This is a genomic window from Rhodanobacter spathiphylli B39 (genome assembly GCF_000264295.1).
Taxonomy (GTDB): Bacteria; Pseudomonadota; Gammaproteobacteria; order Xanthomonadales; family Rhodanobacteraceae; genus Rhodanobacter; species Rhodanobacter spathiphylli.
The window spans coordinates 16,751-42,920 of the sequence record NZ_AJXT01000033.1; the positions used below are offsets into that span (position 1 = coordinate 16,751).

Below are 26,170 nucleotides of genomic sequence, written 5' to 3' on the forward strand. Positions count from 1 at the left end.
CGGAAAACTCATACCTGGAAATCCGCTCATGGCTGACATCAAGACGTTCTACCTCCCCGACCTCGGCGAAGGCCTGCCCGACGCGACCGTGGTCGAGTGGCACGTGAAGGTGGGCGACACCATCAAGCTGGACGCCCCGCTGTGCTCGATGGAAACCGCCAAGGCGGTCGTCGACGTGCCCTCGCCGTACACCGGCAAGGTCACCAGGCTGCATGGCGCGCCCGGCGACATCATCGAAACCGGTGCCGCACTGGCCGAGTTCGAACCCGACCCGAACGCCAAGCAGCGCGCCGAGTCGCAGGACACCGGCCACCAGCATGGCCCGAAGAAGAGTGTCGGCAGCCCGGCCGCGGATGACAGCAGCAAGGTCGTCGTCTCCGACGAGGGTGGCGAAGTCGAGACCGGCGGCAAGGATCGCGAGGACGAAGGCACCGTGGTCGGTGCCATGGTCAGCGGCAACACCGTCCACGTCGAACAGGCCGCCAGCATCGGCGGCGTCAAGGCCGTGCCGGCCGTGCGTGCGCTGGCGAAGAAGCTCAAGGTCGACCTCGCCCGCGTGCGCCCCAGCGGTGCGGACGGCGTGGTCACCATGAAGGACGTCAAGGACGCCGCCGCGAACGGTTCGGCCGCACTCGGCGCCGCCCCCGCCCGCGCGGTGCCCGCGTCGGCCGGCCGTCACCTGGCGCCCGAGCTGCCGCAGCCGGAGCCGCAGCGCGGCCCGGTCTCGCTGGCCGGCAAGCCGGTGCGCACCGCGCCGCCGTCGCAGGCCGCCAGCGGCCAGCCGGAACAGTTGAAGGGCGTACGCCGCAACATGGCCCGCGTGATGGCCGACGCCCACGCCCAGGTCGTGCCGACCACGCTCGTGGATGACGCCGACCTGCACGCCTGGATCGGCAAGCAGGACATCACCGCGCGCCTGATCCGCGCCATCGTGTCCGCCTGCAAGACGGTGCCGGCATTGAACGCCTGGTTCGACGGCAAGAACCTCACCCGCACGCTGCACCCGCAGGTCGACATCGGCATCGCGGTCGACACCGACGACGGCCTGTTCGTGCCGGCCCTGCGCAACGCCGACATGCTCGACGGCGCCGGCATCCGCACCGCGATCAAGCGCCTGCGCACGCAGGTCGAGGACCGCACCATTCCCGCCTCGGAGCTGTCCGGCTACACCATCAGCCTCAGCAATTTCGGCATGTTCGCCGGCCGCTACGCCACGCCCGTGGTGGTGCCACCCACGGTCGCCATCGTCGGCGCCGGCAAGCTCAGCCACGACGTGGTCGCGGTGATCGGCGGCATCGAAGTGCACCGCCGCATGCCGCTGTCGCTGACCTTCGACCACCGCGCCGCCACCGGCGGCGAAGCCGCGCGCTTCCTCAAGGCGATGCTGGACGATCTGTCCTTGCCGAACTGAGCAGGCGGATCATCGTCAAACAAACAGGGCGCCCTCGGGCGCCCTGTTTGTTCGTGCCCGGGACAGGCACTCCACCGGCTCCAGGCGTGGCGATGGAGGCGCAGGTTCCCGCCCGACGTGCCGGCTCGCGTCAACCGACAGTCCAGCCTTCCTCGTTGGTGATGCGAATGATGGCTTCGAGCGCGGGCAGCATGTGGCAGGGCAGGATGTCGCGCCCCTTGCACATGATGCTGGTGGTCATCATGCCCATCGGAGGTTTTGCCGCCTTGTGCACATCGCACATCGCGCAAAACCGATTGATGGCGATGGCCTTGGAGGAGCGGTCCGTGGGAGCCGGCGGCGCGTCATATTCATCCGGCAGGCCCAGCATGTGGCCATATTCGTGGGCGAAGATATTCATCCACATGTCGTCATCGAAGCGGGTTTCGAAGGTCAGGTCGCACTCCAGTTCGATGAATCCGGCATTGGGCAAGCCCAGATCATTGACTGGCAATGGATCGACGCTGACCGGGTTGCGCACGCCGAAGGCGATCAACTGATCGCGCACGGCGCGCATCTGCTTGACCACCTTTCCTGCCGACGCGCCCATGCCGGTGTTGTAGCGCGCCTTCACGATCAGCGGCACCAGTGGACGCGACGGTGTCCCGGTCTTGATGCGCAGGCTCAGGTTGGCCAGCGCCACCTTCAGCTGCGGTGTCAGGGTGCCGTACGGGTCCAGCGCGATCGCATTGAGGCCCAGCGGCAGGAACAGCGCGCTGATCCGGCAGCGCTCGTCGCGCGACACGTTGCCGGCCTCGGTCAACTTGACGTTGATCAGGCCAGTCGATTCGCTGTGGACCATGGCGCTCGATTGCGCGGCAATGTTACCGGTGTCGATCTGGCTCAGGCCCACATAGGAATCACAACGCGCCAGCCCTCCCGGGCCGTAAGCCGACGAGTAGCGCGGTACATTCATGATGACGGTCGCCTCGCTCTGGTCGTCACGAAATGCACGTTGAACAGGACCGAGACACGTGGGGTGGGATTCTTCTTGCGATTGACAAGAAAGAACTTCCCGTCCCAGTGCTCCCTGACCGCCGCCTTGGCTCCCGCTTCAAACCGCATGATGTCCTGCCGGTTCCAGGACACGCCCTCGACGGGGCGATTTTCGTAGTTCGCGAAGACCTTGACCGTGATGGTCATGAAACCGGTTCCATCCACATGGGTGACGTCAAAGGCGCCACGCCCTGTCATCGGAACAAACGACTTGAGATCTGCCATGACACACATCCTCCCCTTGGCTATCCAGCACTGCACTCTTCCCGTGGGCACATCCTGGAACATCCACGCCACGCCCGCCGACCTGACGAGGAAACCGCGTCGCCATTGATCAAGCGGGCAGCGAGTGCGCTCCACCTTGAACTTGCCGACCGCTGCCACCCGATCGACGAGTCACCTGCCGGCGCGGCGTTCGCGCTCAGTAATCGCGCACGTCCAGCAGCATGAAGCAGCGGGCGCTGTAATCGCCGCCGCGAGGCCAGGCCACTTCGTTGAGGGCCAGCGTGCCGGCCGTCCACAGTTCGTTGTCGAGCAGGGCCTCGCAGCGCGAGTCGCCGTCTTCGGCGTGGCTGTGCACCAGCCGCAACCAGTGCAGTTCGGGACTCAGCGCCTCGCGTTTCAAAGCAGCCTCGATCGATGCCAGTGCGTCGAGCGGCATGTCGGCGACCGCCGCACCACGCACATTGAACGGCCCGATGAAGACGTCCCAGCTGCGCACGCCGATCTCCCACGCGGTGATCTGCATGCGGCGGTCGTCGGTGACGTACCAGCAGGCGGCCAGCAGCAGGTGGAACACGTTCTGCTCGAAGGTCTTCAGCGCATCGCGACAGCCCGCCTCGCCGCCACCGATGCCGGCGAAGCTCTCCTCGATGCACCGTTCCTCGCCCAGCACCACGTCGACATCGAGCCGGCCCGGTTCGCCCGCCGCGCCCTCGTGCCAATCGGCGCGGATCGCGGGGAAGTCGCCGTCGGTGACCAGCCAGCCGTCTTCATCGGCCTCGAGGTCGACGTCGTGCCGCTCGAACAGGCGGAGCAGGTATTTCTGCAGTGCTGCACTATCCATCATCGTTCCCGCATGTCGGTGTGGTCGGTCGAGGGCAATTCGCGCCAGGTCAGGTACACGCGCAGGTCGAACTCCAGCTGGTGGTAGTCCGGCAGCATGTAGGTGCACAGCTGGTAGAACGCCTTGTTGTGGTCCAGCTCCTTCAGGTGCGCCAGTTCGTGCACCACGATCATCTGCAGGAATTCCGGCGCGGCGGCCTTGAACAGGCTGGCCACGCGGATCTCCTTCTTCGCCTTCAGCCGGCCGCCCTGCACGCGCGAGATCGCGGTGTGCAGGCCCAGCGCATTGCGCAACACGTCGAGCCTGGCGTCGTACAGCACCTTGTCGATGCCCGGCGCGTTCTTCAGGTGCTGCTGTTTCAGCGCGGCCACGTACGCATACAGCGCCTTGTCGCTCTGCACCTCGTGGCGATCGGGATAACGCTTCGCCAGGTGCTCGCCCAGGCGCTCCTGCGCGATCAGTTCGCGCACCTTGTCCTGCAAGGTGACGGGATAAGCCTGGAGGTACTTGAGCGGCGCCATGCCGCGTATTCTCGCACTGCGCCGCACCGCGCGCCGTCCAGCGGAGACGATCCATGCACCACAGCCGACTCAGCACCCTCGTCATCGACTGCCAGGTCGACGACCTGGCCACCGCCACCGCGTTCTGGAGCAAAGCCCTGGGCAAGCCGGTCGCCAGCCCCGATCAGGACGGCGACGGCAGGTACGCGGAACTGCGCACGGCCGCGGACGAGCCGATCATCCTGCTGCAGAAGGTGGAGCACGCCAGCCGCGTGCACCTGGACATCGAAACCGACGACCTCGACGCCGAAGTGGCCCGGCTGGAGCGCCTGGGCGCCCGCCGCATCGCCTTCGTGCGCGAGCGCTGGTGGGTGATGGAGGCGCCCGGCGGCCACCGCTTCTGCGTGGTGAAGCCGCAGCGCGAAACGTTCGGGCCGCACCTCAACCGCTGGGACTGAGCGGCTGCTACATGTCGAAGCGGTAGCTCAGCTTGACCAGCAGCTGTTCGTCGTCGCGCAAGGCGAAGCTGTTGCCGAACGCGTCGGCGGTGTTGCGGGCGTAGCCGTCCAGCGCGTAGCCGCCACGGCCATAGACCACGTACAGGTACGACAGCGGGGCCAGCTCGTAGCGGTAACGGATCTGCAGGCCGAGGTTGCGCACGCTGAAATCGTCGACCGGCTCGTCGCTGGCCACCGCGCGGCCGTTGGCGCCGACGCGATAGCCGCCGCGCAGGCGTGCATCCAGGCCGATCGCCTGCAGCTTCACGCGCAATTCCTGGCGCGGATTGATGGCCCAGTCGAAACCGGCATCGAGCTGCAGCGTGTGTTCGTCGAACCGGCCGATCAGGTTGTCGTGCTGCCACACCAGCCAGTCCGGCAGATGCTCGTAGTAGGGGCCGGCGTAGACGCTGAACGCGTCGCTGATGAAGTAGGTGGGAATGAACTTGATGTCGTAGCCGAACTGGCGGTTGCCGCCAAGGCCGCCACTGACCACCTCCGCGTCCAGCTTGAACGCCCAGTCGCCGTGGCGCGGGCTGATCCGCTCATAGGCCAGATCGATGCTGGGCGGCAGGAACAGCGCGCCATGGCCCCGCGTCAGCAGGTCGTCCCAGCCCGCGCTGTTGACGTTGAGCTGCACCACTTCGGTGGCGCCGTTGCGCAGGTTGCTGTTGCGGCTGACGCGGAACTGGCGACGCAGGCGCAGGCCGTGATCGTTGTCCAGTGCGTCGATGCGGTAGCGCCATTCCTTGGAGCTGTATGCCGAGTCGGCCGGCAGGGCCGTGTAGCGCTTGCGCACTTCCCAATGGGCGTAGTTGAAGTTGTTGCGGTCGAGGTAGCCGAAATCGTTGATCTGCAACTGGTCGCCGAAGTGCATGCCCAGCCACTGCTGGCGCCAGCCGTCGCCCATCTCGTAGTCGGCGATGAGGGTGCCGCCGCTGTCGCGGGTATGCGTGCCCGACTGCAGGATGTCGCTGCCGACCACATTGGTGGCGATGGTCAGTTGCGGCGTGGGGCGCCAGTGATGATCGACACCCAGCACGGTGGCCTCGCGATCCAGCCACGGCCTATCGACCCGGGTCAGCAGCATGCCCAGGCTCTGCTCGCCAAAATCGTGGGTGAGCCGCGCGGCGCCGAAGAAGCGCCCCGCCTCGCCATCCTCGTCGGCGGCCAGCACGCCGTAGCTGGTGGAGCCGAAACTGCCGTTGAGCTTGACCGCCGCATTGATGTCGGCCGCGCCGTGGCCGTCATCCGACGGACCGCCCACGCGGCGCGTGTAGACCAGCTGGCTGTTGTCGTCGAGCAGGCTGAAGTCGAAGATGCCCTGGTTCTCGGTGAAGAACGGCCGCTTGTCGCTGACATAGGTTTCGGTGGCGCCGAAGTTGACCACCAGGTCGTCGCTCTCGACCTGGCCGAAGTCCGGATTCAGCGCCGCGGTGAGCTGGAACTGGCCGCTCGGCTTCCACAGGATGTCCGCGCCTTCCTGGAAATGACTGCGGCCGCGGACGTTGTCGTACAGCCCGGACACATACGGCGTGACGGCGAACAGCGACTGGCTGTAGTGCGGCACCTCGATGCGCCTGAATTCGGACAGGAAGCGCGGCAGCGTGAAGCTGGCCACCGGCCAGGCATCGCGTTCGCCGGTCGAGCCGGTCACCCGATCCAGGTAGATGCCCAGCGCGCGCTGGCCGTCTGTCGCCGCGTGCATCGGCGCGGTGTACCACGGGATCAGGATCTCGACGCTCCAGCCGGCGGCATCTTCGCTCACCGCATGTTTCCAGTTGCCGTCCCAGTCCTTGTTGAACTGGGTTTCGTTGGTGATCACTGCGTCATTGATGCCGTCGGTGGAACTGACCACGAAGTCGTAGCCGGTGCGCCCGTCACCGTTGAAGTCGACCATCACGTTGACCCGATCGACCTGATCCTCGAAGTCGCGCTGCACGCGCTGATGCGTGCGTGGCACGCCAGCCGGCTGGTCGCAGCGGAAGGCCACCGCCAGGCCCTTCGGCGTGGCCAGTATCCAGGCCTCGGTGTGCAGTGCACCGGGCTTGCCGCTGAGCGGCTGCACCTGGCGGAAATCGGTGATGTGCCGCGCACCTTTCCACTCTTCCGGCTGGATATGCCCATCGATATCGACGGCCAGTGCCGGCGCGGAAACCGCGGCCAGCGAAAACAGCAACAGGCATGCCACGCGCATGTGGGAACTTCCATGAGGTCTGGCGCAGGATCGCGCCTGGGCGAACGAGGCACTCGTCACCCGGGGATAGATGCACAGCTTGCCGTCAGCGTTTAAACGGGTCGACGGCCATTGGTCATTGCATGACTTGTGGCAGGTCGTCCGCCGTGAATCAGCGCCGGCGTCCCCACAGCACGTGCCGCAACAGCATCGCCAGCAGCAGCACGACGGTGAATGCAGCGTAGCCATACAGCGCCGGCAGCACCTGTTGCCAGATCGCACCACTGGCGCGACCGAAGCCGTCGACCGTGGGCAGTTCCACCCGATCGAAACCGATCACCGCGCATTGCGCCGCGGCGATCAGCGCCAGCACGACGGCCGCGACATCGAAGAAGCGTCGGGCGGCGACACGCGGCAGACTCTTCGGATACGCCCAGTAACCCCAGCACAGGATCAGCAGCCACGGGGCCAACAGCAGGATGGCGAGATAACGCATGGTTCGATCACTCCGTGGGCGTGGATGGCCGCGCCTCAGTCCTGCGTGGCGAGCTGGTTCAGCGCCTCACGCAAAGGCGCCAGTGCGGCATCACGCGCCTGCTCATCGCGGTAATCCGGCGTGCTGGCCACCGTCTCGCCGTCCAGTTTCAGGTCCACGCCCAGCGGACGGACCTGCAGCACGGCCGCACCGGCGCCGAGCGTCCTTATCTGCTTCTGCAGCGCACCGCCCGCCTTCGGATCGGCAAACGATTTCGATAGCAGCAGTTCCTCGCCTTCGGCGGAAAACAGGCGGAAACGGAAGCTGCCATCGGCATCGCGGAAACTGGCGAAGCGCGGCATTTTCCCCTGTTTCGGCGCGGCTTTCGACCCGGCTGCCGGTGCCGGTGCGGTGGTCATGGCGCGCAGGCCCAGCACCTCGCGCAGTGCAGCCAGTTTCGGCGTGGCGATCGCCCGCGCCTTCTGCGCACCCTGCTGCAGGATCGTCTCGATCGCGGACGGGTCGGCCATCAGCGCCTCGTAGCGTTCGCGCATCGGCGCCACGTCGGTTTCGATGCGCTCGTACAGCACCTGCTTTGCCTCGCCCCAGCCGATGCCGTCGAGCAGGGCCTGGCGGAAGGCTGCGGTTTCGGCGTCGCTGGCGAACGCGCGGAAGATGGTGAACAGCGCGCAGTCGTCCGGGTCCTTCGGTTCGCCGGGCAATCGCGAGTCAGTGACGATGCGCATGATCGCCTCGCGCAGCTGCTTCTTGCCGCCGGCGAACAGCGGGATCGTGTTGTCATAGCTCTTCGACATCTTGCGGCCATCCAGGCCCGGCAAGGTCGCCACCTGTTCCTCGATCAGCGCCTCGGGCAGCACGAAGAATTCGTGCCCGTGCAGATGGTTGAAACGCTGGCCCAGATCGCGCGCCATCTCGATGTGCTGGATCTGGTCGCGGCCCACCGGCACCTGGTTCGCGTCGAACGCCAGGATGTCCGCCGCCATCAGCACGGGATACATGTACAGGCCCGCGGTGACACCCGCGTCGACGTCCTCGCCCGCGGCCGTGTTCTTGTCCACCGCGGCCTTGTAGGCATGCGCGCGATTGAGCATGCCCTTGGAGGCGATGCAGGTGAGGAACCAGGTCAGCTCGGGGATTTCCGGGATGTCCGACTGGCGATAGAAGGTGACCCGCGCCGGGTCGAGCCCCGCCGCCAGCCATGTCGCGGCGATCTCCAGCCGCGAACGCTCGATCCGCCCCGCATCGTCGCTCTTGATCAGCGCGTGGTAGTCGGCCATGAAGTAGAACGCATCCACATCATCGCGCCGGCTGGCCGCCACCGCGGGGCGGATCGCCCCCACGTAATTGCCGAGATGCGGCGTGCCGCTGGTGGTGATGCCGGTAAGGACTCGGGTATTCATGCTGCGTCGCGCAAGTAAAACGCCAGTCTACGACATCCGGTAGAACGGCTCGACCGACCGATCGCCGCCTTGTCAAAAAATCACAACCGCCGGCCCAGTTCCATCGGACACCACCACGCAGGGGACCCAACCGATGAGCGGAAAATTCGCCCTGTCGGCGTGGCTCTTCGCAAGTCGCACCGATTTCCGGCAACGCCGCATCAGCAGGTCAGCGTGGAGTGGTCCGGCCCGCCGTGCGCGGTGGCGTCGACGCTGTCCTGCGGGGGAGACGTCGGCGTCAATCGTTCGATCACCGTCACGCCGTTCGCGCCGGCTACCGCGAACCGCGCTCGCGCATGATCCAGCGCGATGGGTGGCGGCAGGTACTCGTGCCTGGTGAGGGCACTGCCTTGGCGCCCCGAGTCGATCTGTTCCCAGGCGGCCAGCGTGGAGCCGTCCAGCAGGGACAACACCTTGGGATGCACGCAGAACGCCACCGTGGACCGGGCGTCCAGCGGCATCAAGGTACCGGTGGGCGCCACGGTTTCGACGCTGGCGGTCAATGCCCGCCGCACCGGATCGAGGATAGCCAGTGCATCCGATTCGATGGCGGCTTCCGTAGTGTCGTCCCATCCCGGGCCAAGGACGACCAACAGCCGGCCATCGGGCAGAAAGTCTGCAGCAACGGTCTCCCTGTCGTAGGGGTTGAAACCTTCGAAGTCGATGGGCTTGTCGAGCGCGGAGGCATCCTGCAAGGCGGCTTCAAGGTCGTAGACAGCCAACGTATCCAGCGGATGCCAGACCCACCCTGCGCTGGCGAGCCAGCGCCCGTCCGGACTGACGCGCAAGCGGGAATGGAAGAAATCCCCGGGCTCCCGTGCGTTGGTGCCGCCCAGGCGCTCGCCCGTCTCGATGTCTTCCAGCTCGAGCTGGCAATACGCCTGCGGACAATGCGCCAGCACCGTTCGACCCGTGCGGCTGCGGAAGATGGCTATCGGATACTCGTAGTCGTCAGCGTGATAGAAGTCCCGCTGGATCTGCCGCAGGATTTCGCCCTTGTGCAGGACGAGGCCGGTGGTGCCGAGCCTTTCGTAAATGATCGCGTAGTCGCCACATGGCGACGCGATGGCGGCATCGAAGCGATAGGCGTACCTGACATGTGACGCTTCGATCGAGCCGTCGAGCCGGATGACGGTGCCACCCGCCACCCAGTCGACCAAGGTGTCGCCGACCCAACACAGCGACCGGATGTCGGGCACGTTGATTTTGTACGTACGAAATTCCATGTTCTGCGTGCCTGCTCCGCGTCGCTGGTTGTCCGATCGATCATCGGTTCCGCGACATTCTGCCAGCCTCCGCACGCCCGTACCGGACCTCGTCCATGGCTTCGCGTTCCGCCGCATTCGAACGAACGATCCTGCCGCCAGCAGCAGGATCAGCGGATCAGCGTGGACTTGCCGAACAGCGATTCGACCAGGTCCACGGCCAGCTTGGCGGTGGCGTTGCGCTTGTCGAACGCGGGGTTCAGTTCGACGATGTCCAGCGACGCCATCCGCCCGGTGTCGGCGATCATCTCCATGCACAGCTGCGCCTCGCGGTAGTCCGGCCCGCCGCGTACGGTGGTGCCGACGCCGGGCGCGATGCTGGGGTCGAGGAAGTCGACGTCGAAGCTGACGTGGAGATGGGTGTTTTCGTCCATGCCGGACAGGGCTTCCTCCATCACCCGCTTCATGCCCACTTCATCGATGTGCCGCATGTCGTGGACCTGCATGTTGGCACCGCGCACCAGCCGCTTCTCGCCTTCATCGACCGAACGGATGCCGATGTAGCGGAACACGTCCGGCGTGGTCGACGGCACGACTCCGCCCAGGCCGGTCAGCTCGGCCGGGCCGGTGCCGCACAGGCAGGCCACCGGCATGCCGTGGATGTTGCCGGTGGGGGTGGCTTCGGCAGTGTTGAAGTCGGTGTGCGCATCCAGCCACAGCACCCGCAACTGCTTGCCTTCGTCATGGCAGTGACGCGCCACGGCCGAGATCGAACCGATCGCCAAGCAATGGTCGCCGCCGAGCATGATCGGCAGGCGGCCCGCCTGCAGTTCCTGATGAACGGCCGTATGGACGGCCGTATTCCAGGCCACCACTTCGTCCAGATGGCGATAGCCCTGCTCGGGCGGAAGCCATGGGTTGATTGGCCCCTGCAAGTTGCCGCGATCGATGACCTTCAGCCCGCGACGTTCCAGCCGGCTGGCCAGATTGGCCACACGCAGCGCTTCGGGTCCCATTCCGGCACCGCGATGGCCGGCGCCGATGTCGGTCGGCACGCCAATCAATGAAACGGTCTGCTTGTCCACGTTCGCCTGCTCCTGCATGCCTGGGGGCCACTGCGCCGTTGTCCCGGCACACGCCATTGATGTGGGTGAGGCGGAGAACGGACGGGCCTGCAGCAGCCGTCCCGGATGTGCCGCCGGCATCCTGCGTGCAGGACTTTCGCGGCGATTAAGACTCCACCTGTCCGGCGAAGTTTACCGGAATGGGTGGAGCGGCGTCGCCGCCCGGGCCGCGAAGCGACCTGCGAAGACGCATACGCCGTCACGGCAGCACGCCGTGGCCTTGCTTGATGACGCAGCCGCCTGGCGGCGAGGCGCAGGAACCCGGCTCAGTGCTTCTGCCGGCTCGCGGTGTAATCGCAACTGCCGGTGCGCTGACCGGCATAGGTCATGTCCATGACCATGGCTTGACCGTTCATGTTGCTGTCGGCGTGCATGCTGCCCTTGATGTCGCCACCGGGCAGCAGCTCGAATTGCGCGTCACCGGTCATCCGTGGCGGATTGCCGCCGCAGGCCACGTGATAGCTGATCACGTTGCCCTGCTGGCGGTAGTTGCTCACGACGCAGTCCTTCTGCTGCTGGAGCATCGAGCGCATGTCGTGATCCTTCGACGTGCATACATTCTGGTTGACCGTGCGGGCCGGCATGTCGCCCAGGCCGGCCATCTGCATCTTCATGGTGATGCTCATCTTCATCATGTTGCCGGAGTCGGACTGGGCCGCCGTCGTCGGGGCAATCACGCAGAACACGCAAAGGGCAGCGAACCGCAGCATCGGAAAAGTCGACATCGGAATTCTCCGGCAAGGGATGAAGAGACGCACTACGACAATGGATGCCGTCATGTTCGTTGTGGTCACATGGCGCTCGACGCGTCGGCCAGCGCAAGGCCGGTTTCCGTACCCTTCACGACGAACAACCCGTTACCACCCTTCGAGTCCAGCCAAGCCTGGAACGAATGTCGGATCAGCCCGCCTGGGCTTGGCGGCTGCGCGCCAGTTCATCTTCGCGACGTGACCGCGCCGATGAGCACCAGCACACCAGGTCTGCACCCTCACGCGCCACCAGAACCCGGTGGCGGGAATCGTGCACGACTTTCCCCATCAGCATCCCTGCAAACAGCGACACTCCACGCCAGAAGGCGGAATGTACGATCAGCGTTTGCATTTGATTGTCCTGGACTGCCCCTGTGCAGCCTCGGGTCAGATCCTAGCAAGATTTCACGCTGCGCGCACAATCGAATGAACGCTGATTTCTATCCGGAAATTGGCACGAAACGTGCCTGAAATCATGACGCCAAGCATATGCCGTGCCCGTCGGATTCGCCGCGATCGCCTTGTCGATCAGGCCGCCTGCTGCAATGCCTTCGGGCGAGCGTAATGGACCAGCGAGATGGTGAATTCGGAGCAGGCCATCTCCACGCTTGCCGGCTGCCCGGAGTTGGCGTGCTTCTCCCTGGCCAGCCCCCGCGCCAGCCGAATCGCGTGCGCCAGACGCAACCTGTCGTAGAGCACCGCCTCGCCGCTGCAAATGCGCCACAGGCCATGGCTGGCCTCCCTGATCGTCAATACGGTCCGCATCGCCTCACCCTCCCGCCAGGCCGGCTCAGCGCAGTCACTGTCTCCCCCGCGACAGTGGTGATGTGCTTCCGGCAGGCGACCAGTGTGGGCAAGTTGCCAGGGGCAAGATGTCGGCGCCGGCCTACGGACGGTGTGCGCCGCCGACGCGCCGGAACAGCGCCGATCGCCGCATCACCCGGACGCACGCAGACCCTCTTCCTCCGCCACGGGAACGCGACCATAGCTGGCAAGGATCACCGGCTCGGAATATTCGCCCCGATCGACATCGGCACTCTGCGCATAGACGAGGACGCCTTCACATTCGCCGGCCAGCTGTTCGCCACGGCTCAGCGCCAGTTGCTGCAGTCCGTGGAGAATCGGCTTGTCTGCCACGATTTCGCCACTGGCGTCGTGATAGCCCTGCACCACATAAAGCATTCCCATTGTGCTGTCCTCGCATGCTCCTCGAGCGTGCAGCGTGGGGAAGGGCGGGTGGAGGAATCGCGATGATCGCGTCAAGCCGATGTGGAAGATTCGGCAGGCCGCCCGCTGGGCAATGGCCGAAGCGGAAGGCGGGACTGCGACCTGCCTTGCCGAGGCATGGGCAGGTCGCAATGAACAGGGCCGCCCCGAAGGAGTGGCCCTGTTCATTGCGTGGTGCCGGCAGCAGGAGTCGAACCCGCGACCTACTGATTACAAATCAGTTGCTCTACCAACTGAGCTATGCCGGCGAAGCGCAAGATTCTAGCAGGCTGCGCCGCGTGGCGCGTTCAGAAACAGCCAGTGCTGTGCGAGGCGATGCCACTGGCGGTGACCCGGCTGCGCCAGTCGAAGCGGCCGCCATCGGCAACGACCAGGTCCAGCCAGTATTCCGGCACGCTTTCGCTGCGCTCGGTCATGCGCGGCGAGAAACCGGCCGCGGTGACTTCGTCGCGACGCTTGCGGGCATTCGCCGGGTCCTTGAACAGGCCCAGCGAGATGGTATTGGGCTGGTCGCCGGAGCTGACCACGAAGTAGTCATTGATGTTGCGGGCGGACAGCTGTCGCGCCACCGCCAACGCCTGGGCACGGCTGCCGGCTGCCGGCAGGTAGACCCACCAGCCACTGGTCTGGCTGGCCTGCTCCTGGCGGGAACGCATGCGCGTTGCCTGGTCAGCCAGCGCCTGGCGCGCATTGCGCAGATCCTGGGGGGTCGCGAACGGACCCAGCGCCACGCAGCTGTAGCTGAGATTCCGGGAGGGCGGCGCGCCGCCAGGGGCCGCGGTCGCCGGCGTCACCATGGGTACGGTGGCGGGCATTTCCGACAACAGACGCAACTCGGTCACGCCTGGCTCGGCCGGCAGGCCACCCCGGGCATACGGCTGCCCCAGCAGCAACCAGGCGCCCACCGCGATATTGAGCGCGGTCAGCAGTACGAACAGCAATCGCAGGAACATCCAGCCTCCATCACCGGCAACCCGACACGGCCCGGTTCATTGTTGCGCAGCAGCCCAGATCGCCAGCCCGCGCAGCACGCCATCCTGGCTGAGCCGGGCCGGCAGCGACAGCAGCGGCAGCAGGATCGGCGCGTCCCCGCCGCCCAGGACAAGTTCGGGTACGGTACCAAGCCGCGCCGTCGCGCGCGAAGCAAACCGTTCCACCAGCGCAGCGGCAGCCTGCCAGCAACCGGAGGCGACCGCGTCGGCGGTATTGTCGGCCAGCTCGACGATGGCGCCGGGATGCTCCGGCCTGATCCGTGCAGTGGCCTCGAACAGCGATTGCTGCATCAGTTGCGGACCCGGCGCGATCAGGCCACCCAGATGCTGCCCCTCGGCGTCGAGCGCATCCAGCGTCAGTGCGGTACCCACGCTGGCCAGTACATGCGGCCCGTGACCCGCCCCGCGCGCGGCCACCATCACCAGGAAGCGATCCACCCCCAGGCGTTGCGGTTCGGCGTACGCGTTGCGTACACCGCAGGCCAGGGACGGCGTGCGCATCCAGTTCACGGAAAGCCCAGACAGCCGCCGGATCACCGCAGCCACCTGTTCCTCGCGGGAAGCGTCGACCACCGAGGCGCCGACCACCTGGCTCGGCGCGGGCAGCGACGCCCACGCCTTCATCAGGGTGGCGGCGACATCCGCGCGCCAGTCCACGGCGCCCTCCGCCAGCCACTCGCCAGACGGAGCCTGCCACGCCCATTTCAGCCGCGTATTGCCCAGATCCAGCAGCAGCGTCATGCGCGACGCACCGTGACATCGGCGCTGTCGACCCGCCTCATGCTGCCGTCTTCGAGGCGAACCTGCAGTGCGCCGCGTGAGTCCACGCCCGCACCGACGCCACGAAACGCCTCCAGCGCGCCGCTGAGTTGCAGCGGCTGGTCGCGCAGCAGGTCGTATCGCGCATAGTCCGCCCCGAACGCGGCGAAGCCGTCGCGCTCGAATTCCCGCAGGCCCTCGACCAGGGCCGTGATCAGGGTCGCCACCAGCAGGTTGCGATCCGGCGGCGCGCCGCCGCCGAGCCCGGCCAGGTCCGCCACTGGCTGGCCGGCCTGCTCGCGCAGGGCCGGTGTCAGGCGCAAGTTGAGGCCGATCCCGATGATCGCCGCGCAAGGCCCCTGGTATTCGCCACTGAGCTCGATCAGGATGCCGCCCAGCTTGCCGCCAGGCCCGTCGTGGCGCCTGGCAGGAGCCACCAGCAGGTCATTGGGCCATTTCAGGCCGGCGCCGTCGATGCCGAGTACTTCCAGCGCGCGCAGCGCGATCACGCCGACGGCCAGCGACAGCCCGGTGAGCGCGGCAAAACCTGCGTCGAAACGCTTGAGGCAGGACAGGTAGATGTTCATGCCCGGCGGGGAGAGCCACTCCCGGCCGCGCCGACCCCGACCGGCGTGCTGGGTCTCGGCCAGCACCACGCTGAAGTCCCCCGCCGCCGCACCGCGGCGTTGCAGCTCGCTGGAGGTGGAATCGAGCTCCCAATACACGTCCAGCGCAGTCAGCGCCGACGCGGCGCTCGCGGGCAGCAGGGTCCGGATGCGCGCCGCATCCAGCATCTGCAGCGGCCAGGGCAGGCAATACCCCGCGGCGCCACGCGCCTCGACCGGAACGCCGCGACGACGCAAGGCCTCCACCTGCTTCCAGATCGCCGCACGGGTGACGCCGGCCGTCACGGCCAGCGCTTCGCCGGACAGCGGCTCCCCGGCGGCAAGCAGGGCCAGCAGTTGCGCAGGCTGCATCAGCGCACCCCTGCAAAGAGGGTGATGCGTCGGGGACGGGTATGGCGGGACAGGCGGCGGAACAGGTTTGGCATCGGCGGATTCTAGCCCGGGCGGACCGCCGTACGGGCCCGCCGGCCAGCCGGCCGCCGTCGAGCGATCCACAGCACTGGCACGGGCGCAGCGTTTCTGAGACGATCCGGGGTCTTCGCTGCGAGTCAGGGAGTTTGATCGCCATGCGTGCCGTTCACTGGTTGGTTGGTTGCGCCTTGTGCATTGCCGGGATCGGCGGTGCCAGTGCGGCGAGTATGGATTCCCAGGACCTCGACAGTTCCTCGCGCACCCTGGTCGACAGCGCCTCCGCACACGATGGCAATGCCGCCAGTGGCGGCGATGCGGCGGGCCTGAACCACGACTGCCCCTCGACGAGCAGCAGCGACAATGCCGAACCGGCGTCCGGCAATGGGCGTTCCGGCGGCTCATCGTCAGCGCCGACACCCTCCCGCCGGCCGCATCTGGGCTGGCAATCGCTGCTGCCTGGGTCGATCCAGTAAGCGCTCGGCGTCATGCCGGGACATTGGCTGCAGACACTGTGGGCGCGTTTCGAGCCCGCTCCGATCGCAGATCCGCTGTGGCGACGCGGATTGAGTGGCTGCCCGCTGGCCCGTGGACTTGATCCGGAACGGCAGCAAAGGCTGCGCCAGCTGTCCACCCTGTTCCTTGCGCGCAAGCGGTTCCATGCCCTGGCGGGAGCGGTGCTGGACGATTACTGGCGCCTGCTGATTGCCATGCAGGCTTGCCTGCCTGCCCTGCAGCAGGGAACAGGCAGCCTGCGCGGCTGGCGCGAAGTGCTGATCTATCCCGGCGAGTTCAAGGTGCGCCGGAATCACCACGACGATCGCAACGGGATCGCCGGCAACGGCGGCGAGGCCCATGCCGGCGAAGCTTGGGAACGTGGCCCGCTGGTGCTGTCGCTGGCCGACGTGCAGCTGGACCTGGAGCAACCCTGGGACGGCTACAACGTCGTCGTGCACGAGATGGCGCACAAGCTGGACATGCTGGACGGGCCGCCCGATGGCGTCCCCCCGCTGGTGGAGATTCCCCGGCGGCGCTGGATCCAGCAATTCCAGCTGGCCTACGATCGCCTGGTCGCCATGCCGCCGGACAGTTGCGACAGCCCGATCGACCACTACGCAACCGAAAGCGTCGCCGAATATTTCGCCGTGGTCAGCGAGATGCACTACTCGCGCCCGGCCCTGCTGCGCGAAGCCGAACCCGCGATCGCCGAACTGCTGCAGGCCTACTACGGCCGCTCGCCCGCCGAAGGCAGCGGACGCTGAACCGGGCCGCTCAGGTCGCGGCCAGGCTCACGCTGAAACGGGCACCGCCGAACTCCGGCGAACGATCGACCACCAGCTCGCCCTGATAGGCATGGACGATGTCCTGCACGATGGACAAGCCGATACCGTGGCCCTGCACCCGTTCGTCGCCCCGCACGCCGCGCTGGAGCACCTTCTCGATGTTGTCCGCGGCGATGCCGGGACCGTCGTCTTCCACGCTGAGCAGCAGGCCCGAGCGCTGCCGTCCCGCCTCGTGGCGCATCCTGACCACCAGCAACACGCGATGGCCGGCCCACTTGAATGCGTTTTCCAGCAGGTTGCCCATCAGCTCCAGCAGGTCGCCCTGCTCGCCGTAGAACACCGCTCCGTCCTCGATGTCGAATTCGCACAGGACATTTTTCGCTGCGTAGACCTTCTCCAGACCCTGCACCAGATCCTCGGCGTGGCCGGCGATCGGCACCGCACTGGCGAAGGTCTGCCGGCCCGAGGTGGCCGCGCGCGACAGCTGGTAGGCGACCAGCTCGTTCATCCGCCGCACCTGGTCGAGCACGCTGTTGCGCCGTGCCGCATCGTCCTCGCCGTTGGCCGATTCCAGTTGCGATCGGATCACCGCCAGCGGCGTCTTCAGGCTGTGCGCCAGGTCGGCCAAGGTGTGGCGATAGCGCGTGCGCTGTTCGCGCTCGTTGGTGATGAACGCGTTGATGCGCTCGGTCAGGCCGGTCAGCTCCAGCGGGTACTGGCTGTCCAGCTGCTCGCTGTCGCCGCGCTCGACCCGGCTCATGTCGCTGGCCACCTTGCGCAGCGGGGTGAGGCTCCAGCGCAGCAGCAGCAACTGCAGCACGATCAGCATCACGCCCAGGATCGACAGCCAGATCACCAGGGTGTGGCGGAACACCGCGTTCTCGCCTTCCAGCTGGTCTTCGGTCTGCGCCACCATCACGGTGAGCCGCACCGATTTCTTGTCCAGCGTGTCGAATGCCACGCCGTAGCTGTAGTAATACAGCCGCCCCATGCGGGTATCGATCGGACCGACGAACACGCTCTGCCCGGGCTCCAGCGGCTTCAGGAAGTTGAAGTCCCGTCCGATCGCCGAGGAGGATTCCCAGTGGTAGCCGTTGTCGCCCAGCGCCACCGCATACAGTCCCGAACCCGGCCGGGAGAAATTGGGATTGGGTGCGGTTTCCGGCGGCAACAGCTTGCCGTACCGGTTGACGTCGGTATTGGTGATGTAGGCAATCGCGAAATTCTCGAGCCGATCCTGCAGGCCACGCAGCGCGCGCGCCTTAGTGGTCTGGGTCAGGGTCAGCCCGACCAGACCGAGGAAGCCGGCCAGCACGAAACTGGTGGCGATCGCCGCACGTGCTGCCAGTGACAGCGGCCCGTGCGACGACCCACGCTCATTCGTCGTCGCCGTCGGTGCGCGGGATGGCAAAGCGGTATCCGCGTCCACGTACCGTCTCGATGGGTTTGAGGGTGCCTTCCGGATCGAGCTTGCGCCGCAGCCGGCCGATGAACACTTCGAGCACGTTGGAGTCGCGGTCGAAGTCCTGCTGGTAGATGTGCTCGGTGAGGTCGGCCTTGGAGACCAGCTCGCCTGCATGCAGCATCAGATATTCCAGCACCTTGTATTCGTAGCTGGTGAGGTCGACCAGCTTGCCTTCCACGGTTACCGTCTGCGCGGTGGTGTCCAGCTTGATCATGCCGCAGGCCAGGATCGGCTTGGACCAGCCGCTGGCACGACGCACCAGCGCGTTGATGCGCGCCAGCAGCTCCTCGACGTGGAACGGCTTGACCAGGTAATCGTCGGCACCGTGCTTGAGCCCCTCGACCTTGTCCTGCCAGCTGCCCCGCGCGGTCAGGATCAGGATCGGATAGCGCTGGCCGTGTTCGCGCAGCGCCTTGACCAGGTCCATGCCGGACATCTTGGGCAGGCCCAGGTCGATGATCGCCAGATCAAACGGCACCTCGCGGCCGAGGTAGATGCCCTCCTCGCCATCCTGCGCCGCATCGACGGCAAAACCGTCCCGCTTCAGGCGTGCCGCCAGCGTTTCGCGCAACGGCGCCTCGTCCTCTACCAACAGGATGCGCATATCAGCGTTTCTCCTTGCGACCCGCATTCTTGGCGGGCGGATTCTTGATTGACTGGGCCGATGGGGGATTCTTGCCCGATTCGGACGAGACCACCACCACCTTGACGTGTCCCTGCGGCGTGAGCACCTTGATCCGGTACTCCTGACGACGCCCGACCCCGCGCTGCTCGGCCGACAGGATCTTGCCACCCGTATCCTGTTGCACCTTGAGCACCGCCTGATCCAGCGTCACCGCCGCCGACTGGGCCGCAGCCACACCGGCCGCACCCACGCACAGCGATATCAGCAGAGCGATGATGAAGTTTTTGTGCCCCGTCATGCGCGAAATTCCCGTCTGGTTGCTGCCTGGACGCCCAGACTAGGCAATCAGGGCTGAATACTGACCGGATGGACGGCGACTGTCACGCCGCCGCACACGGCAGCGCAGCGCGCTCCAGCAGTTCCCAGCCCGCACCCGGCAGATGGGCGCCTTCGCTGATCGTGCGACGGAACGCGCGCGCGCCAGGCTCCCCCTGATACAGGCCGAGCAGGTGCCGGCTGATGTGCTTCAACGCGGTGCCCCGGGCCAGCTCGGCCTCGACGTAGGGACGCAGGTGCTCCAGCACGCTCTCGCGGCTGGGCAAGGGCTCGCCGTGCAGCTCGTGCTCGATCTGCGCCAGCAGGTAGGGGTCGTGATAGGCAGCCCGGCCCAGCATCACCCCGTCCAGCTGCGCCAGGTGTCCGCGCACCTGCGCCACGCTGGTGATGCCGCCGTTGATCACCACCACCAGCTGGGGGAACTCGCGCTTGAGCCGATACACCCGCTCGTAGTCCAGCGGCGGTATCTCGCGGTTTTCCTTCGGCGACAGGCCTTTCAGCCAGGCCTTGCGCGCATGCACCACCAGCACCTCGACGCCGGCGCCCAGCATCTGTTCGGTGAAGTGCTGCAGGCCGGCGTAGTCGTCCTGGTCGTCCACCCCGATGCGGCACTTCACCGTCACCGGAATGCCGACCGCATCACGCATCGCCCTGACGCAATCGGCGACCAGCGCCGGTTCGTACATCAGACAGGCGCCGAAGCGGCCGGACTGCACCCGGTCCGAGGGACAACCGACGTTGAGGTTGATCTCGTCGTAGCCCGCCTCGGCGCCGAAGCGGGCGGCCTGCGCCAGCTCCCCGGGATCGCTGCCACCCAGCTGCAGGGCCACCGGGTGCTCCTGCTGGCTGTGCTCCAGCAGGCGCAACTGGCGGCCACGGACCAGCGCCGCGCTGGTCACCATCTCGGTATACAGCCGCGAACGCGGCGACAGCAGCCGGTGGAAATAGCGGCAGTGCCGATCGGTCCAGTCCATCATCGGCGCCACGCAGAGGCGCCATGGCAGGGCAAAAGCAGGGTCATTCATGCGCCTAGTGTACGTGCTGGCGACGGCCGGCCCGGCGTGGCCGGCACGTCGCCTGCCTGGCGTCAGCGCTGGCGCGAAGTACCGGCCCGTCGTTCGAGGCCGTACAGCGCCTCGCCGTCGGGCAGGGGATCGCGGCGCAGCAGTCCCTCGCTCACCAGCGCATCGAGCACCTGCCCGATGCGCTGGTGGCCGGTTTCCAGCCGTTGCCGCGGCAGCCACCAGCTGACGATGCCGCGCAGGGTATCCGCCGCCTGCGGGTGTGAACGCAGGTAGGCGAGTACCTCGCGCCTCACCTCGGCATCGTCCGGCATCGCCGTTCAATGTGCCGTGCCGAAACCGGCGAAGTATTTCTTGAACGCCCCGATCTCCATCGCGAACACGCCGTCGTTGTCCTTCAGCGTGATCGGTCGCCACCAGCTCACGTCGTACATGGAAATCGTGGCGTCCAGCACGCTGCTGGTCGCCTCGGTATTGCCCCAGGGATTGCGCAGCACGATCCAGCGCCGGCAGTCGCGATAGGCCCAGCCCAGCACCGTGTAGCAGTGCGAGCCGACGATGTGCGCGCTGGAATAGTCCACGTGGTCGGGGGCGGCATCGCCGGTCGAGTAGGTCCACGCCGTCATCGGATTGAAGGTGCGATACGACAGGCAGTTGGAGCGCAGCAGGTGCCACAGGTCGTCGGCGCTGCGGCTGGCCGTGTCGTAGTAATGGCGGGCGCCGCCATTGAGCTGGGCGGTGGCCCACACGCAGTCGCCCCAGGCGGTCTGCGTGATGTCGGGCATGTCGCTGGAGGTCCCCGTCTTCAGCTTGGCGTAGGCCTTCTCGTAGACGGCCGGCCATGACTCGCCCGCTTCCCTGGAACGGCAGTAGATCGGGTAGCCGGACGCGGTCAGCGGCACCGCCTCGGTGACCTCGATCGACTTGTCCGGCGCACCGCCCGAGTCGGGCTTGCAGAAGTTGATCTGGTCATTGAACTGGGTCTGGCTGGTTCCGGTTGCCCGGGTCAGGTGCGCGATCCGGAACGGCGTTGCCCAGGCGATCGCCGAAAGCGCCGCGATGTAATAGCAGTTGGCCACCGCACCCTGGACCGGGTCGAAGAACTCGGCGGTCTCGTGGAAGAACTCGCCCGAGGTGGCCCAGTGCGCACCCGGTGGCGTCCAGCCCTGGATCGCGTTGAGCACGATTTTCGGATCGAAGGTGATCGAGCGGACGACGTCCGCCGACAGGGAGCGTCCCAGCACCAGCGCGCGCATTGCCGGCGGCAGGCTCAGCGAAACGCGCAGGCGCGAATAGCGTGACAGGTCGCCGCACAGGATCGGCCAGTCGAGGATGGACTTGAGCTCGGGCACCCGCGCCATCTCGGCCAGGGTCGTGTACTGGTCGAGGCTGGCCAGCCCGCCCGCCTCGGCGTCGCTGCCGTCCCGGGGCAGCTGCACATCGAGCAGCGGCGAGCGCTCGCGCACCAGGTTGAGCTGCTTGTCCAACGCCACGCCCACGTAGAGCGGGCCGCCGTACTTGGGATCGAACAGCTCCTCGTACGGCGTGGCCAGCACCTGCTCCAGCACGCTGGCGGGGTCGGGTACGGCATTCCAAGGAATCGGCTGGCCGGAAACCAGGTCGGCCAGCGCATACGGATTGATCACCGCGCAGTTCTGGCCCTGCGCTCCCGTCGACGCAGCTGCCCGTGATGCGGCGTCCTTCGCGGCCGCCGGTTTCGGCGCCGACGATTTCGGGCTCGATGTTTTCGCTGTGGAAGTTCTTGACGTGGCCATGTCCCTCTCCTTTCAGTGGTTGCCGACGCATCCGCGTCGCGATTCATTCGCCAGCCGCATCCCGGTGGCCGACCGGCTCACCGGGAACCGGCGGATCACGGGTGCACGACGCCACGCTCGGCGAGCGCAAAGGCGATCAGCCGGCTGTCGTCGATGCCCAGGCGCTGGTAGCCGTCGGTGGCCTTGCCATAGACCCGCAGCGATCCGGCGAAGGCCGCATTGACGCAACTGCCGACCAGACTCGCGGGCGTGAAGTCCCGCTGGTAGTAGCCGGCCACCTTCACATAGGGCGCGGAAACCGTCGCCGCGCTGGATGCCGCCACCTCGACGTACGGCGTCAGCGTGGAGCCCTCCGGCAGTACGTGCGATCCACGCGTGACGTCGAAGTCGAACACCGCATGCTGGTTGGGATGCGCCGCGAGATAGCGCAGGCGCACCAGGTCACCGGGGTGATAGCGCAGGAAACCGCAGTCGTCGCTGGCCGACACGCCGCCGATGCTCGGCTGCGGCAGATCCGCCTGCACCCGGTTGTTGTCCACATGCACGCGCATGACATAGGCGCCGCCGGCTTCCTCGGCGGCCGTGGACAGGCGGGTCGTGCTGCCGTCGGCATTGCGCGCCAGGAAGCGGAAGCTGCCCGCGCCCGGCATGACCTGATGGCCGGCGGGATCGAACACCTCGATCTTCACCTCGAAGACACCGGCATCGTCGGTGAGGTTGTCCGGGGACAACGGCGGCGCGGCCAGCATCGTGTTCCACCCCGCCCCCACCTCGCCCAGGTTGCCCTCGGTCCATTCGCGCACCAGCACGGTGGCCGGATCGGTGCCGCGCGCCGGCGGCGTCTGCGGCTTGAACTCGAACAGGCCGCTGTGACTGCCCACCGTCACCGGACCGACGGGATAGCTTTCGTAGGTCGGCAGCCGGTCCGAATATTCCATCCGGTAGCCGCGCGCCAGCGGTGCGCTGATCGGCGTCCAGCTCGGATCGTCCGCACCGGTGTTTGGCGAGGCACCGAGGTGACGCCACGAATAGCGGTAGTACCTGATCCCGCTGGACGGAATGAAGTACGAGTCGTCGTGGATGAAGTTCAGCGTGCCGCCGAACGGAGCGTTGTAGAGCCAGCCCAGCGAGGTCCCGGTCTGGTAGTCGAGCATGCCGTCGGGCCGCACCCATCCGGCCGGCGCCGGCGGCGCGCCGGGCGGAATGCCCCAGATCGGCGCGTTGGCGATCGCGTACGGCAGCATGAACAGGGTGACCCCGGGTGGAACGTCATACGGCGGTTCCTCGCAGGCCACGGCGCCCGGCAGGTTGATCACGACTTCCGAGCCGCAGGGATAATTCCAGTGCGTGCCGCAACCGATCGACGGGCGGTACACCGTGGTCCAGACACCGCCCTGGAACTGCTCGACCCAGAAGTACAGGTCGGGCTGGTCGGCACAGTCGTGGAAGATCAGCGCCGCAAAGCGCCCGTCGCTGTCGGCATCGATCGTGGTCAGCGCATCGACCCGGAAGTAGCCCCACAGGTAGGTGAGGTCGCACAGGTGGATGGCGATGATGCTGGCCAGCCCGAGCAGCTGACGGCGGGCCTGTCCGGCCGACTGTGCTGCGGTCAGTGCCGCCGCGTGCAGGGCCAGGGTCTCCGCGCCGGTCGATGCCGGCGCCTGCGGCAGCGGCGATTCCGCGGCGGCGGGCAACATGGCACTGCGCGTCATGATCGGCCCGGCCAGCGGGCCGGGATCGGGGATCGGCGGAAACGGCAGCGGTCGCAACTGCAGCTTGTGCAGCAGGTCGTCGCGCAGGCGCAGGATGTCCAGGTCGGGCAGCTTCTCGATCACCAGCCGGATGCGATCGACCTCGCAGACATGCACGCGCGCGTGACAGACCGGCAATTCCCTGGCGCTGCCGTCGGGCAGGTTGAAGCGCTTGACCAGCCGGCCCCGCACGTAGCACAGGCACCAGTGCGGAAAGATGTAGGTCGGCAGCTTCAGCTGCAGCACCGGCTTGTCCAGCAGCAGGCGCGTGGCCTTGGCGTAACCGCCCATCCGCTTCAGGGCCGCCGCGGTCGGCACCGGCTGGCCTTTCTCCGTGGGTGGACCGAGGATCAGCTCGACCATCTGGCCGTCCATTGCGGCGGGCAGCTCAATCACGGCAGCGCCATCGTTCAACGGCGCCTGGCCCAGCGCGACTCCCTGGCGGTTGAAGGCATAGGCCTGCAGCGCGGGCACTTCGCCCTGGTCGCTGAATTCGACCTTGATCTGCAGGCGGGCGGACTTTTCTGATTTCATGGCAAGACTCCTGAATTGAGGGGTGGCTTGATGGTCGATATCCGCGACGAACCACCGCTCCGGCACGCACGCCCGGCTGCCATGCAAGCGGATGCCGGCGGGGTGCGTGTTGCGACTGGGGTGGTTGTCCGTTGCGACAGCGGGCGTTGGAAGCTGGCCCGAAGAACCGTTTCGTGATTACGCGGTGCCGCTTTCGGCAACCGGACAGCAGCGGTATTCCTGCGCCTTGTCCAGCAACTCGATCTGCCGCTGGAGCAACTGGTTCTGCAGGTCGAGCCGGACGATTTCGAGCTGGGTCTTCTTCTGCAGCTCGGGCTCGCAGATGTTGCAGTCGTCGAAGCAGCCCTTGACGATGACGCCGGCGGTCGGCAACGAGGTGTCACGCGTGTACTCGAACTGCGTGCGCGCATCGGCGGCGAACCCGCCGGTCCTGGGATCGAGCAGCTTGCGTTCGACCAGTTGCTTGTCCACCTCGGCCAGCGCGGCCTTGCGCACATCGTCCGGCAAGGGGGTCTGCACATTCACCGGCACCGAAAGTGCCACCAGGTTGAAGCGCGACTGCAGCGTCGCCGGGGCAGCGCCGGCCTGCGCTTGCAACGCCTCGCTTTGCAGCCCGCGGCTCTCGATATCGAGTCGCTTGGCATTCATCGCCGGCACTTCCTGCGGCATCACCGCCACCGCACCCCTGGCGCGGATGGGGTTGGCCAGCAACGGCGCCGGCGCCACCGGATCAAGCACCCGACGCTCGATCGCCACCAGCTCGAACGACAGCGTCTCGATCTTGTTGATGCGGTAGAACAGGAAGGTCAGCGCGTGGCAGGCATTGGGATTGGCGAACTCGCGCGACGAGGCCTCGTACTGGTCCTCCGTCTCGCCCTGCTGATGGGCGCGCGTGGACACCTCGCCCACGGACATCGAGTGCGCCTTGCGCGTGGATTCCACCGACAGGTTGTCGGCCATGCGGGCCTGCGCCGAATGCTGCTGGAGATATTCGAAGGTCGATTCGGCGTTGTGGCTGCCGTGGGCGTTGGCATCGGCGCTGGCGGACATGAAGCCGATCGAGCCGCTGGCGTCGCCGTGGAAATCCCACGATCCCTGGTCGGTGTTGCGCGTCGAACCATTGTCCTGGCTGTTCTGGTCCGACATGAACGAGCGCAGCGAAGACATGCGGTATTGCTCCTCCGACATCTGCTCGCTGCGGTAGCTGAGGTTCGACTCGCTGTCGAAGCTGAAGCGACTGCGCCGGTCGGTGGTGGCCAGCCTTACCTTCTCGCCCGGGAGCAAGGTGGTGGTGTAGACGACATCGCCCAGGGCCATGGGCCCGGAACAGCGCTTGAAGCGCGTATGCAGGATGACTTCGACGTTGACCTGCTGGCCGCTGCGCGTGCGTATCGTGGTGGGAAACAGCAGGCGACGACGCATGTCCATCACGTCGCACACCGGCTGGGTGTCGAGGTTCGGGCAGCAGGGAATGTCCTTGTACTTGGTCAACGGGGTGGCGGGGGTGGCCATGACGATCTCCTTTCGTTCCGGATGGCAGGTTCGCGTCGGAACACCGGCTGTTTCGCCGCCGGTTCCGTGCTCGAGGGGAAGCTACGCAACGAACATGCCAATGGCAGGAGGTCGCCAAACGGGCTGCCGCAACGGATCGGAGCCGTCGTGCCGGGAC

General features: G+C 66.7%; 28 protein-coding genes and 1 tRNA gene. 4 read left to right on the forward strand and 25 right to left on the reverse strand.

Going from position 1 to position 26,170, the window contains the following annotated elements; all coding sequences use genetic code 11:
- Positions 1-28 precede the first annotated feature (28 nt).
- Positions 29-1,411, forward strand: coding sequence for a dihydrolipoamide acetyltransferase family protein (locus UU7_RS10940; protein ID WP_007808235.1), 1,383 nt, complete (start codon positions 29-31; stop codon positions 1,409-1,411).
- 130 nt (positions 1,412-1,541) lie between these two features.
- Here the strand turns inward: UU7_RS10940 and UU7_RS10945 are convergent, their stop codons facing one another.
- The 4 genes from UU7_RS10945 to UU7_RS10960 form a co-directional block, all read right to left on the reverse strand.
- Positions 1,542-2,303 (reverse strand): immune inhibitor A domain-containing protein, encoded by a 762-nt coding sequence (locus tag UU7_RS10945; protein ID WP_007808237.1) that lies wholly within the window; start codon positions 2,301-2,303, stop codon positions 1,542-1,544.
- 59 nt (positions 2,304-2,362) lie between these two features.
- Positions 2,363-2,671, reverse strand: coding sequence for a hypothetical protein (locus tag UU7_RS10950; protein ID WP_157582159.1), 309 nt, complete (start codon positions 2,669-2,671; stop codon positions 2,363-2,365).
- Positions 2,672-2,867: 196 nt separating this feature from the next.
- The gene (locus UU7_RS10955; protein WP_007808240.1) at positions 2,868-3,512 is read right to left on the reverse strand and encodes a DUF6348 family protein; all 645 of its coding nucleotides are present in this window, start codon (positions 3,510-3,512) and stop codon (positions 2,868-2,870) included.
- A complete protein-coding gene (locus UU7_RS10960; protein WP_007808242.1) occupies positions 3,512-4,033 on the reverse strand; it encodes a M48 metallopeptidase family protein in 522 nt (173 codons plus the stop codon). The genes UU7_RS10955 and UU7_RS10960 overlap by 1 nt, the downstream gene beginning before the upstream one ends.
- Before the next feature lie 53 nt (positions 4,034-4,086).
- Here UU7_RS10960 and UU7_RS10965 point away from each other — a divergent pair, with 53 nt between their 5' ends.
- Complete coding sequence (locus UU7_RS10965; protein ID WP_007808243.1) at positions 4,087-4,470, forward strand: VOC family protein; 384 nt, start codon at positions 4,087-4,089, stop codon at positions 4,468-4,470.
- Positions 4,471-4,477: 7 nt separating this feature from the next.
- Here the strand turns inward: UU7_RS10965 and UU7_RS10970 are convergent, their stop codons facing one another.
- The 13 genes from UU7_RS10970 to UU7_RS11025 form a co-directional block, all read right to left on the reverse strand.
- Positions 4,478-6,706, reverse strand: coding sequence for a DUF5916 domain-containing protein (locus tag UU7_RS10970; RefSeq protein ID WP_007808244.1), 2,229 nt, complete (start codon positions 6,704-6,706; stop codon positions 4,478-4,480).
- A 151-nt stretch (positions 6,707-6,857) separates the two neighbouring features.
- Positions 6,858-7,181 (reverse strand): hypothetical protein, encoded by a 324-nt coding sequence (locus UU7_RS10975; protein WP_007808245.1) that lies wholly within the window; start codon positions 7,179-7,181, stop codon positions 6,858-6,860.
- A gap of 35 nt (positions 7,182-7,216) precedes the next feature.
- A complete protein-coding gene (locus tag UU7_RS10980) occupies positions 7,217-8,581 on the reverse strand; it encodes a tryptophan--tRNA ligase (protein WP_007808246.1) in 1,365 nt (454 codons plus the stop codon).
- A 200-nt stretch (positions 8,582-8,781) separates the two neighbouring features.
- Positions 8,782-9,846, reverse strand: a complete 1,065-nt coding sequence (locus tag UU7_RS10985) for a hypothetical protein (protein WP_007808247.1) — start codon at positions 9,844-9,846, stop codon at positions 8,782-8,784.
- A gap of 149 nt (positions 9,847-9,995) precedes the next feature.
- Positions 9,996-10,928 carry an arginase gene (gene rocF / locus UU7_RS10990; RefSeq protein WP_007808248.1) on the reverse strand — a complete coding sequence of 311 codons (933 nt, stop codon included), beginning with the start codon at positions 10,926-10,928 and terminating at the stop codon, positions 9,996-9,998.
- A 287-nt stretch (positions 10,929-11,215) separates the two neighbouring features.
- The gene (locus UU7_RS10995) at positions 11,216-11,674 is read right to left on the reverse strand and encodes a DUF3617 domain-containing protein (protein ID WP_007808249.1); all 459 of its coding nucleotides are present in this window, start codon (positions 11,672-11,674) and stop codon (positions 11,216-11,218) included.
- Positions 11,675-11,849: 175 nt separating this feature from the next.
- Positions 11,850-12,050, reverse strand: a complete 201-nt coding sequence (locus tag UU7_RS18410) for a hypothetical protein (RefSeq protein ID WP_157582165.1) — start codon at positions 12,048-12,050, stop codon at positions 11,850-11,852.
- A 176-nt stretch (positions 12,051-12,226) separates the two neighbouring features.
- Positions 12,227-12,463, reverse strand: a complete 237-nt coding sequence (locus UU7_RS11000; RefSeq protein WP_007808250.1) for a hypothetical protein — start codon at positions 12,461-12,463, stop codon at positions 12,227-12,229.
- Positions 12,464-12,634: 171 nt separating this feature from the next.
- On the reverse strand, positions 12,635-12,886 hold the full coding sequence (locus UU7_RS11005) for a hypothetical protein (protein ID WP_040673304.1): 252 nt from the start codon (positions 12,884-12,886) through the stop codon (positions 12,635-12,637).
- 211 nt (positions 12,887-13,097) lie between these two features.
- Positions 13,098-13,173: transfer RNA gene (locus tag UU7_RS11010), tRNA-Thr, on the reverse strand.
- A 39-nt stretch (positions 13,174-13,212) separates the two neighbouring features.
- A complete protein-coding gene (locus UU7_RS11015) occupies positions 13,213-13,878 on the reverse strand; it encodes an SPOR domain-containing protein (protein WP_007808260.1) in 666 nt (221 codons plus the stop codon).
- Positions 13,879-13,914: 36 nt separating this feature from the next.
- Positions 13,915-14,658, reverse strand: a complete 744-nt coding sequence (locus UU7_RS11020; protein WP_007808261.1) for a type III pantothenate kinase — start codon at positions 14,656-14,658, stop codon at positions 13,915-13,917.
- Entirely contained in the window at positions 14,655-15,653 is a 999-nt protein-coding gene (locus tag UU7_RS11025) for a biotin--[acetyl-CoA-carboxylase] ligase (protein ID WP_007808262.1), read from the reverse strand. The genes UU7_RS11020 and UU7_RS11025 overlap by 4 nt, the downstream gene beginning before the upstream one ends.
- 215 nt (positions 15,654-15,868) lie before the next feature.
- Here UU7_RS11025 and UU7_RS11030 point away from each other — a divergent pair, with 215 nt between their 5' ends.
- Both UU7_RS11030 and UU7_RS11035 read left to right on the forward strand, forming a co-directional pair.
- The gene (locus UU7_RS11030) at positions 15,869-16,186 is read left to right on the forward strand and encodes a hypothetical protein (protein ID WP_040673306.1); all 318 of its coding nucleotides are present in this window, start codon (positions 15,869-15,871) and stop codon (positions 16,184-16,186) included.
- Between the two features lie 12 nt (positions 16,187-16,198).
- The gene (locus UU7_RS11035; protein WP_007808264.1) at positions 16,199-16,972 is read left to right on the forward strand and encodes a M90 family metallopeptidase; all 774 of its coding nucleotides are present in this window, start codon (positions 16,199-16,201) and stop codon (positions 16,970-16,972) included.
- Between the two features lie 10 nt (positions 16,973-16,982).
- Here the strand turns inward: UU7_RS11035 and UU7_RS11040 are convergent, their stop codons facing one another.
- From UU7_RS11040 to UU7_RS11075, 8 genes are all read right to left on the reverse strand, one after another.
- The gene (locus tag UU7_RS11040) at positions 16,983-18,404 is read right to left on the reverse strand and encodes an ATP-binding protein (protein WP_007808265.1); all 1,422 of its coding nucleotides are present in this window, start codon (positions 18,402-18,404) and stop codon (positions 16,983-16,985) included.
- Positions 18,370-19,062: a response regulator transcription factor gene (locus UU7_RS11045; RefSeq protein WP_007808267.1), complete on the reverse strand. Its 693-nt coding sequence runs from the start codon at positions 19,060-19,062 to the stop codon at positions 18,370-18,372. The genes UU7_RS11040 and UU7_RS11045 overlap by 35 nt, the downstream gene beginning before the upstream one ends.
- Position 19,063: 1 nt before the next feature.
- The gene (locus tag UU7_RS11050) at positions 19,064-19,381 is read right to left on the reverse strand and encodes a PepSY domain-containing protein (RefSeq protein ID WP_007808268.1); all 318 of its coding nucleotides are present in this window, start codon (positions 19,379-19,381) and stop codon (positions 19,064-19,066) included.
- An 82-nt stretch (positions 19,382-19,463) separates the two neighbouring features.
- A complete protein-coding gene (gene dusA, locus UU7_RS11055; RefSeq protein WP_040673307.1) occupies positions 19,464-20,444 on the reverse strand; it encodes a tRNA dihydrouridine(20/20a) synthase DusA in 981 nt (326 codons plus the stop codon).
- 62 nt (positions 20,445-20,506) lie between these two features.
- Entirely contained in the window at positions 20,507-20,755 is a 249-nt protein-coding gene (locus tag UU7_RS11060; protein ID WP_007808272.1) for a hypothetical protein, read from the reverse strand.
- A 6-nt stretch (positions 20,756-20,761) separates the two neighbouring features.
- A complete protein-coding gene (locus tag UU7_RS11065) occupies positions 20,762-22,087 on the reverse strand; it encodes a C2 family cysteine protease (RefSeq protein WP_007808273.1) in 1,326 nt (441 codons plus the stop codon).
- Between the two features lie 224 nt (positions 22,088-22,311).
- Positions 22,312-24,501, reverse strand: coding sequence for a hypothetical protein (locus UU7_RS11070; RefSeq protein ID WP_007808274.1), 2,190 nt, complete (start codon positions 24,499-24,501; stop codon positions 22,312-22,314).
- Positions 24,502-24,678: 177 nt separating this feature from the next.
- Entirely contained in the window at positions 24,679-26,013 is a 1,335-nt protein-coding gene (locus UU7_RS11075; RefSeq protein WP_007808275.1) for a hypothetical protein, read from the reverse strand.
- Positions 26,014-26,170 lie beyond the last annotated feature (157 nt).

Excerpts from the sequence above, each read along its gene's own strand:
- UU7_RS10940 (WP_007808235.1), top strand. The coding sequence starts at position 29 with ATGGCTGACATCAAGACGTTCTACCTCCCCGACCTCGGCGAAGGCCTG.
- UU7_RS10950 (WP_157582159.1), bottom strand. The coding sequence starts at position 2,671 with ATGGCAGATCTCAAGTCGTTTGTTCCGATGACAGGGCGTGGCGCCTTT.
- UU7_RS10955 (WP_007808240.1), bottom strand. The coding sequence starts at position 3,512 with ATGGATAGTGCAGCACTGCAGAAATACCTGCTCCGCCTGTTCGAGCGG.
- UU7_RS10960 (WP_007808242.1), bottom strand. The coding sequence starts at position 4,033 with ATGGCGCCGCTCAAGTACCTCCAGGCTTATCCCGTCACCTTGCAGGAC.
- UU7_RS10965 (WP_007808243.1), top strand. The coding sequence starts at position 4,087 with ATGCACCACAGCCGACTCAGCACCCTCGTCATCGACTGCCAGGTCGAC.
- UU7_RS10970 (WP_007808244.1), bottom strand. The coding sequence starts at position 6,706 with ATGCGCGTGGCATGCCTGTTGCTGTTTTCGCTGGCCGCGGTTTCCGCG.
- UU7_RS10975 (WP_007808245.1), bottom strand. The coding sequence starts at position 7,181 with ATGCGTTATCTCGCCATCCTGCTGTTGGCCCCGTGGCTGCTGATCCTG.
- UU7_RS10980 (WP_007808246.1), bottom strand. The coding sequence starts at position 8,581 with ATGAATACCCGAGTCCTTACCGGCATCACCACCAGCGGCACGCCGCAT.
- UU7_RS10985 (WP_007808247.1), bottom strand. The coding sequence starts at position 9,846 with ATGGAATTTCGTACGTACAAAATCAACGTGCCCGACATCCGGTCGCTG.
- rocF (WP_007808248.1), bottom strand. The coding sequence starts at position 10,928 with ATGCAGGAGCAGGCGAACGTGGACAAGCAGACCGTTTCATTGATTGGC.
- UU7_RS10995 (WP_007808249.1), bottom strand. The coding sequence starts at position 11,674 with ATGTCGACTTTTCCGATGCTGCGGTTCGCTGCCCTTTGCGTGTTCTGC.
- UU7_RS18410 (WP_157582165.1), bottom strand. The coding sequence starts at position 12,050 with ATGCAAACGCTGATCGTACATTCCGCCTTCTGGCGTGGAGTGTCGCTG.
- UU7_RS11000 (WP_007808250.1), bottom strand. The coding sequence starts at position 12,463 with ATGCGGACCGTATTGACGATCAGGGAGGCCAGCCATGGCCTGTGGCGC.
- UU7_RS11005 (WP_040673304.1), bottom strand. The coding sequence starts at position 12,886 with ATGGGAATGCTTTATGTGGTGCAGGGCTATCACGACGCCAGTGGCGAA.
- UU7_RS11015 (WP_007808260.1), bottom strand. The coding sequence starts at position 13,878 with ATGTTCCTGCGATTGCTGTTCGTACTGCTGACCGCGCTCAATATCGCG.
- UU7_RS11020 (WP_007808261.1), bottom strand. The coding sequence starts at position 14,658 with ATGACGCTGCTGCTGGATCTGGGCAATACGCGGCTGAAATGGGCGTGG.
- UU7_RS11025 (WP_007808262.1), bottom strand. The coding sequence starts at position 15,653 with ATGCAGCCTGCGCAACTGCTGGCCCTGCTTGCCGCCGGGGAGCCGCTG.
- UU7_RS11030 (WP_040673306.1), top strand. The coding sequence starts at position 15,869 with ATGCGTGCCGTTCACTGGTTGGTTGGTTGCGCCTTGTGCATTGCCGGG.
- UU7_RS11035 (WP_007808264.1), top strand. The coding sequence starts at position 16,199 with ATGCCGGGACATTGGCTGCAGACACTGTGGGCGCGTTTCGAGCCCGCT.
- UU7_RS11045 (WP_007808267.1), bottom strand. The coding sequence starts at position 19,062 with ATGCGCATCCTGTTGGTAGAGGACGAGGCGCCGTTGCGCGAAACGCTG.
- UU7_RS11050 (WP_007808268.1), bottom strand. The coding sequence starts at position 19,381 with ATGACGGGGCACAAAAACTTCATCATCGCTCTGCTGATATCGCTGTGC.
- dusA (WP_040673307.1), bottom strand. The coding sequence starts at position 20,444 with ATGAATGACCCTGCTTTTGCCCTGCCATGGCGCCTCTGCGTGGCGCCG.
- UU7_RS11060 (WP_007808272.1), bottom strand. The coding sequence starts at position 20,755 with ATGCCGGACGATGCCGAGGTGAGGCGCGAGGTACTCGCCTACCTGCGT.
- UU7_RS11070 (WP_007808274.1), bottom strand. The coding sequence starts at position 24,501 with ATGAAATCAGAAAAGTCCGCCCGCCTGCAGATCAAGGTCGAATTCAGC.
- UU7_RS11075 (WP_007808275.1), bottom strand. The coding sequence starts at position 26,013 with ATGGCCACCCCCGCCACCCCGTTGACCAAGTACAAGGACATTCCCTGC.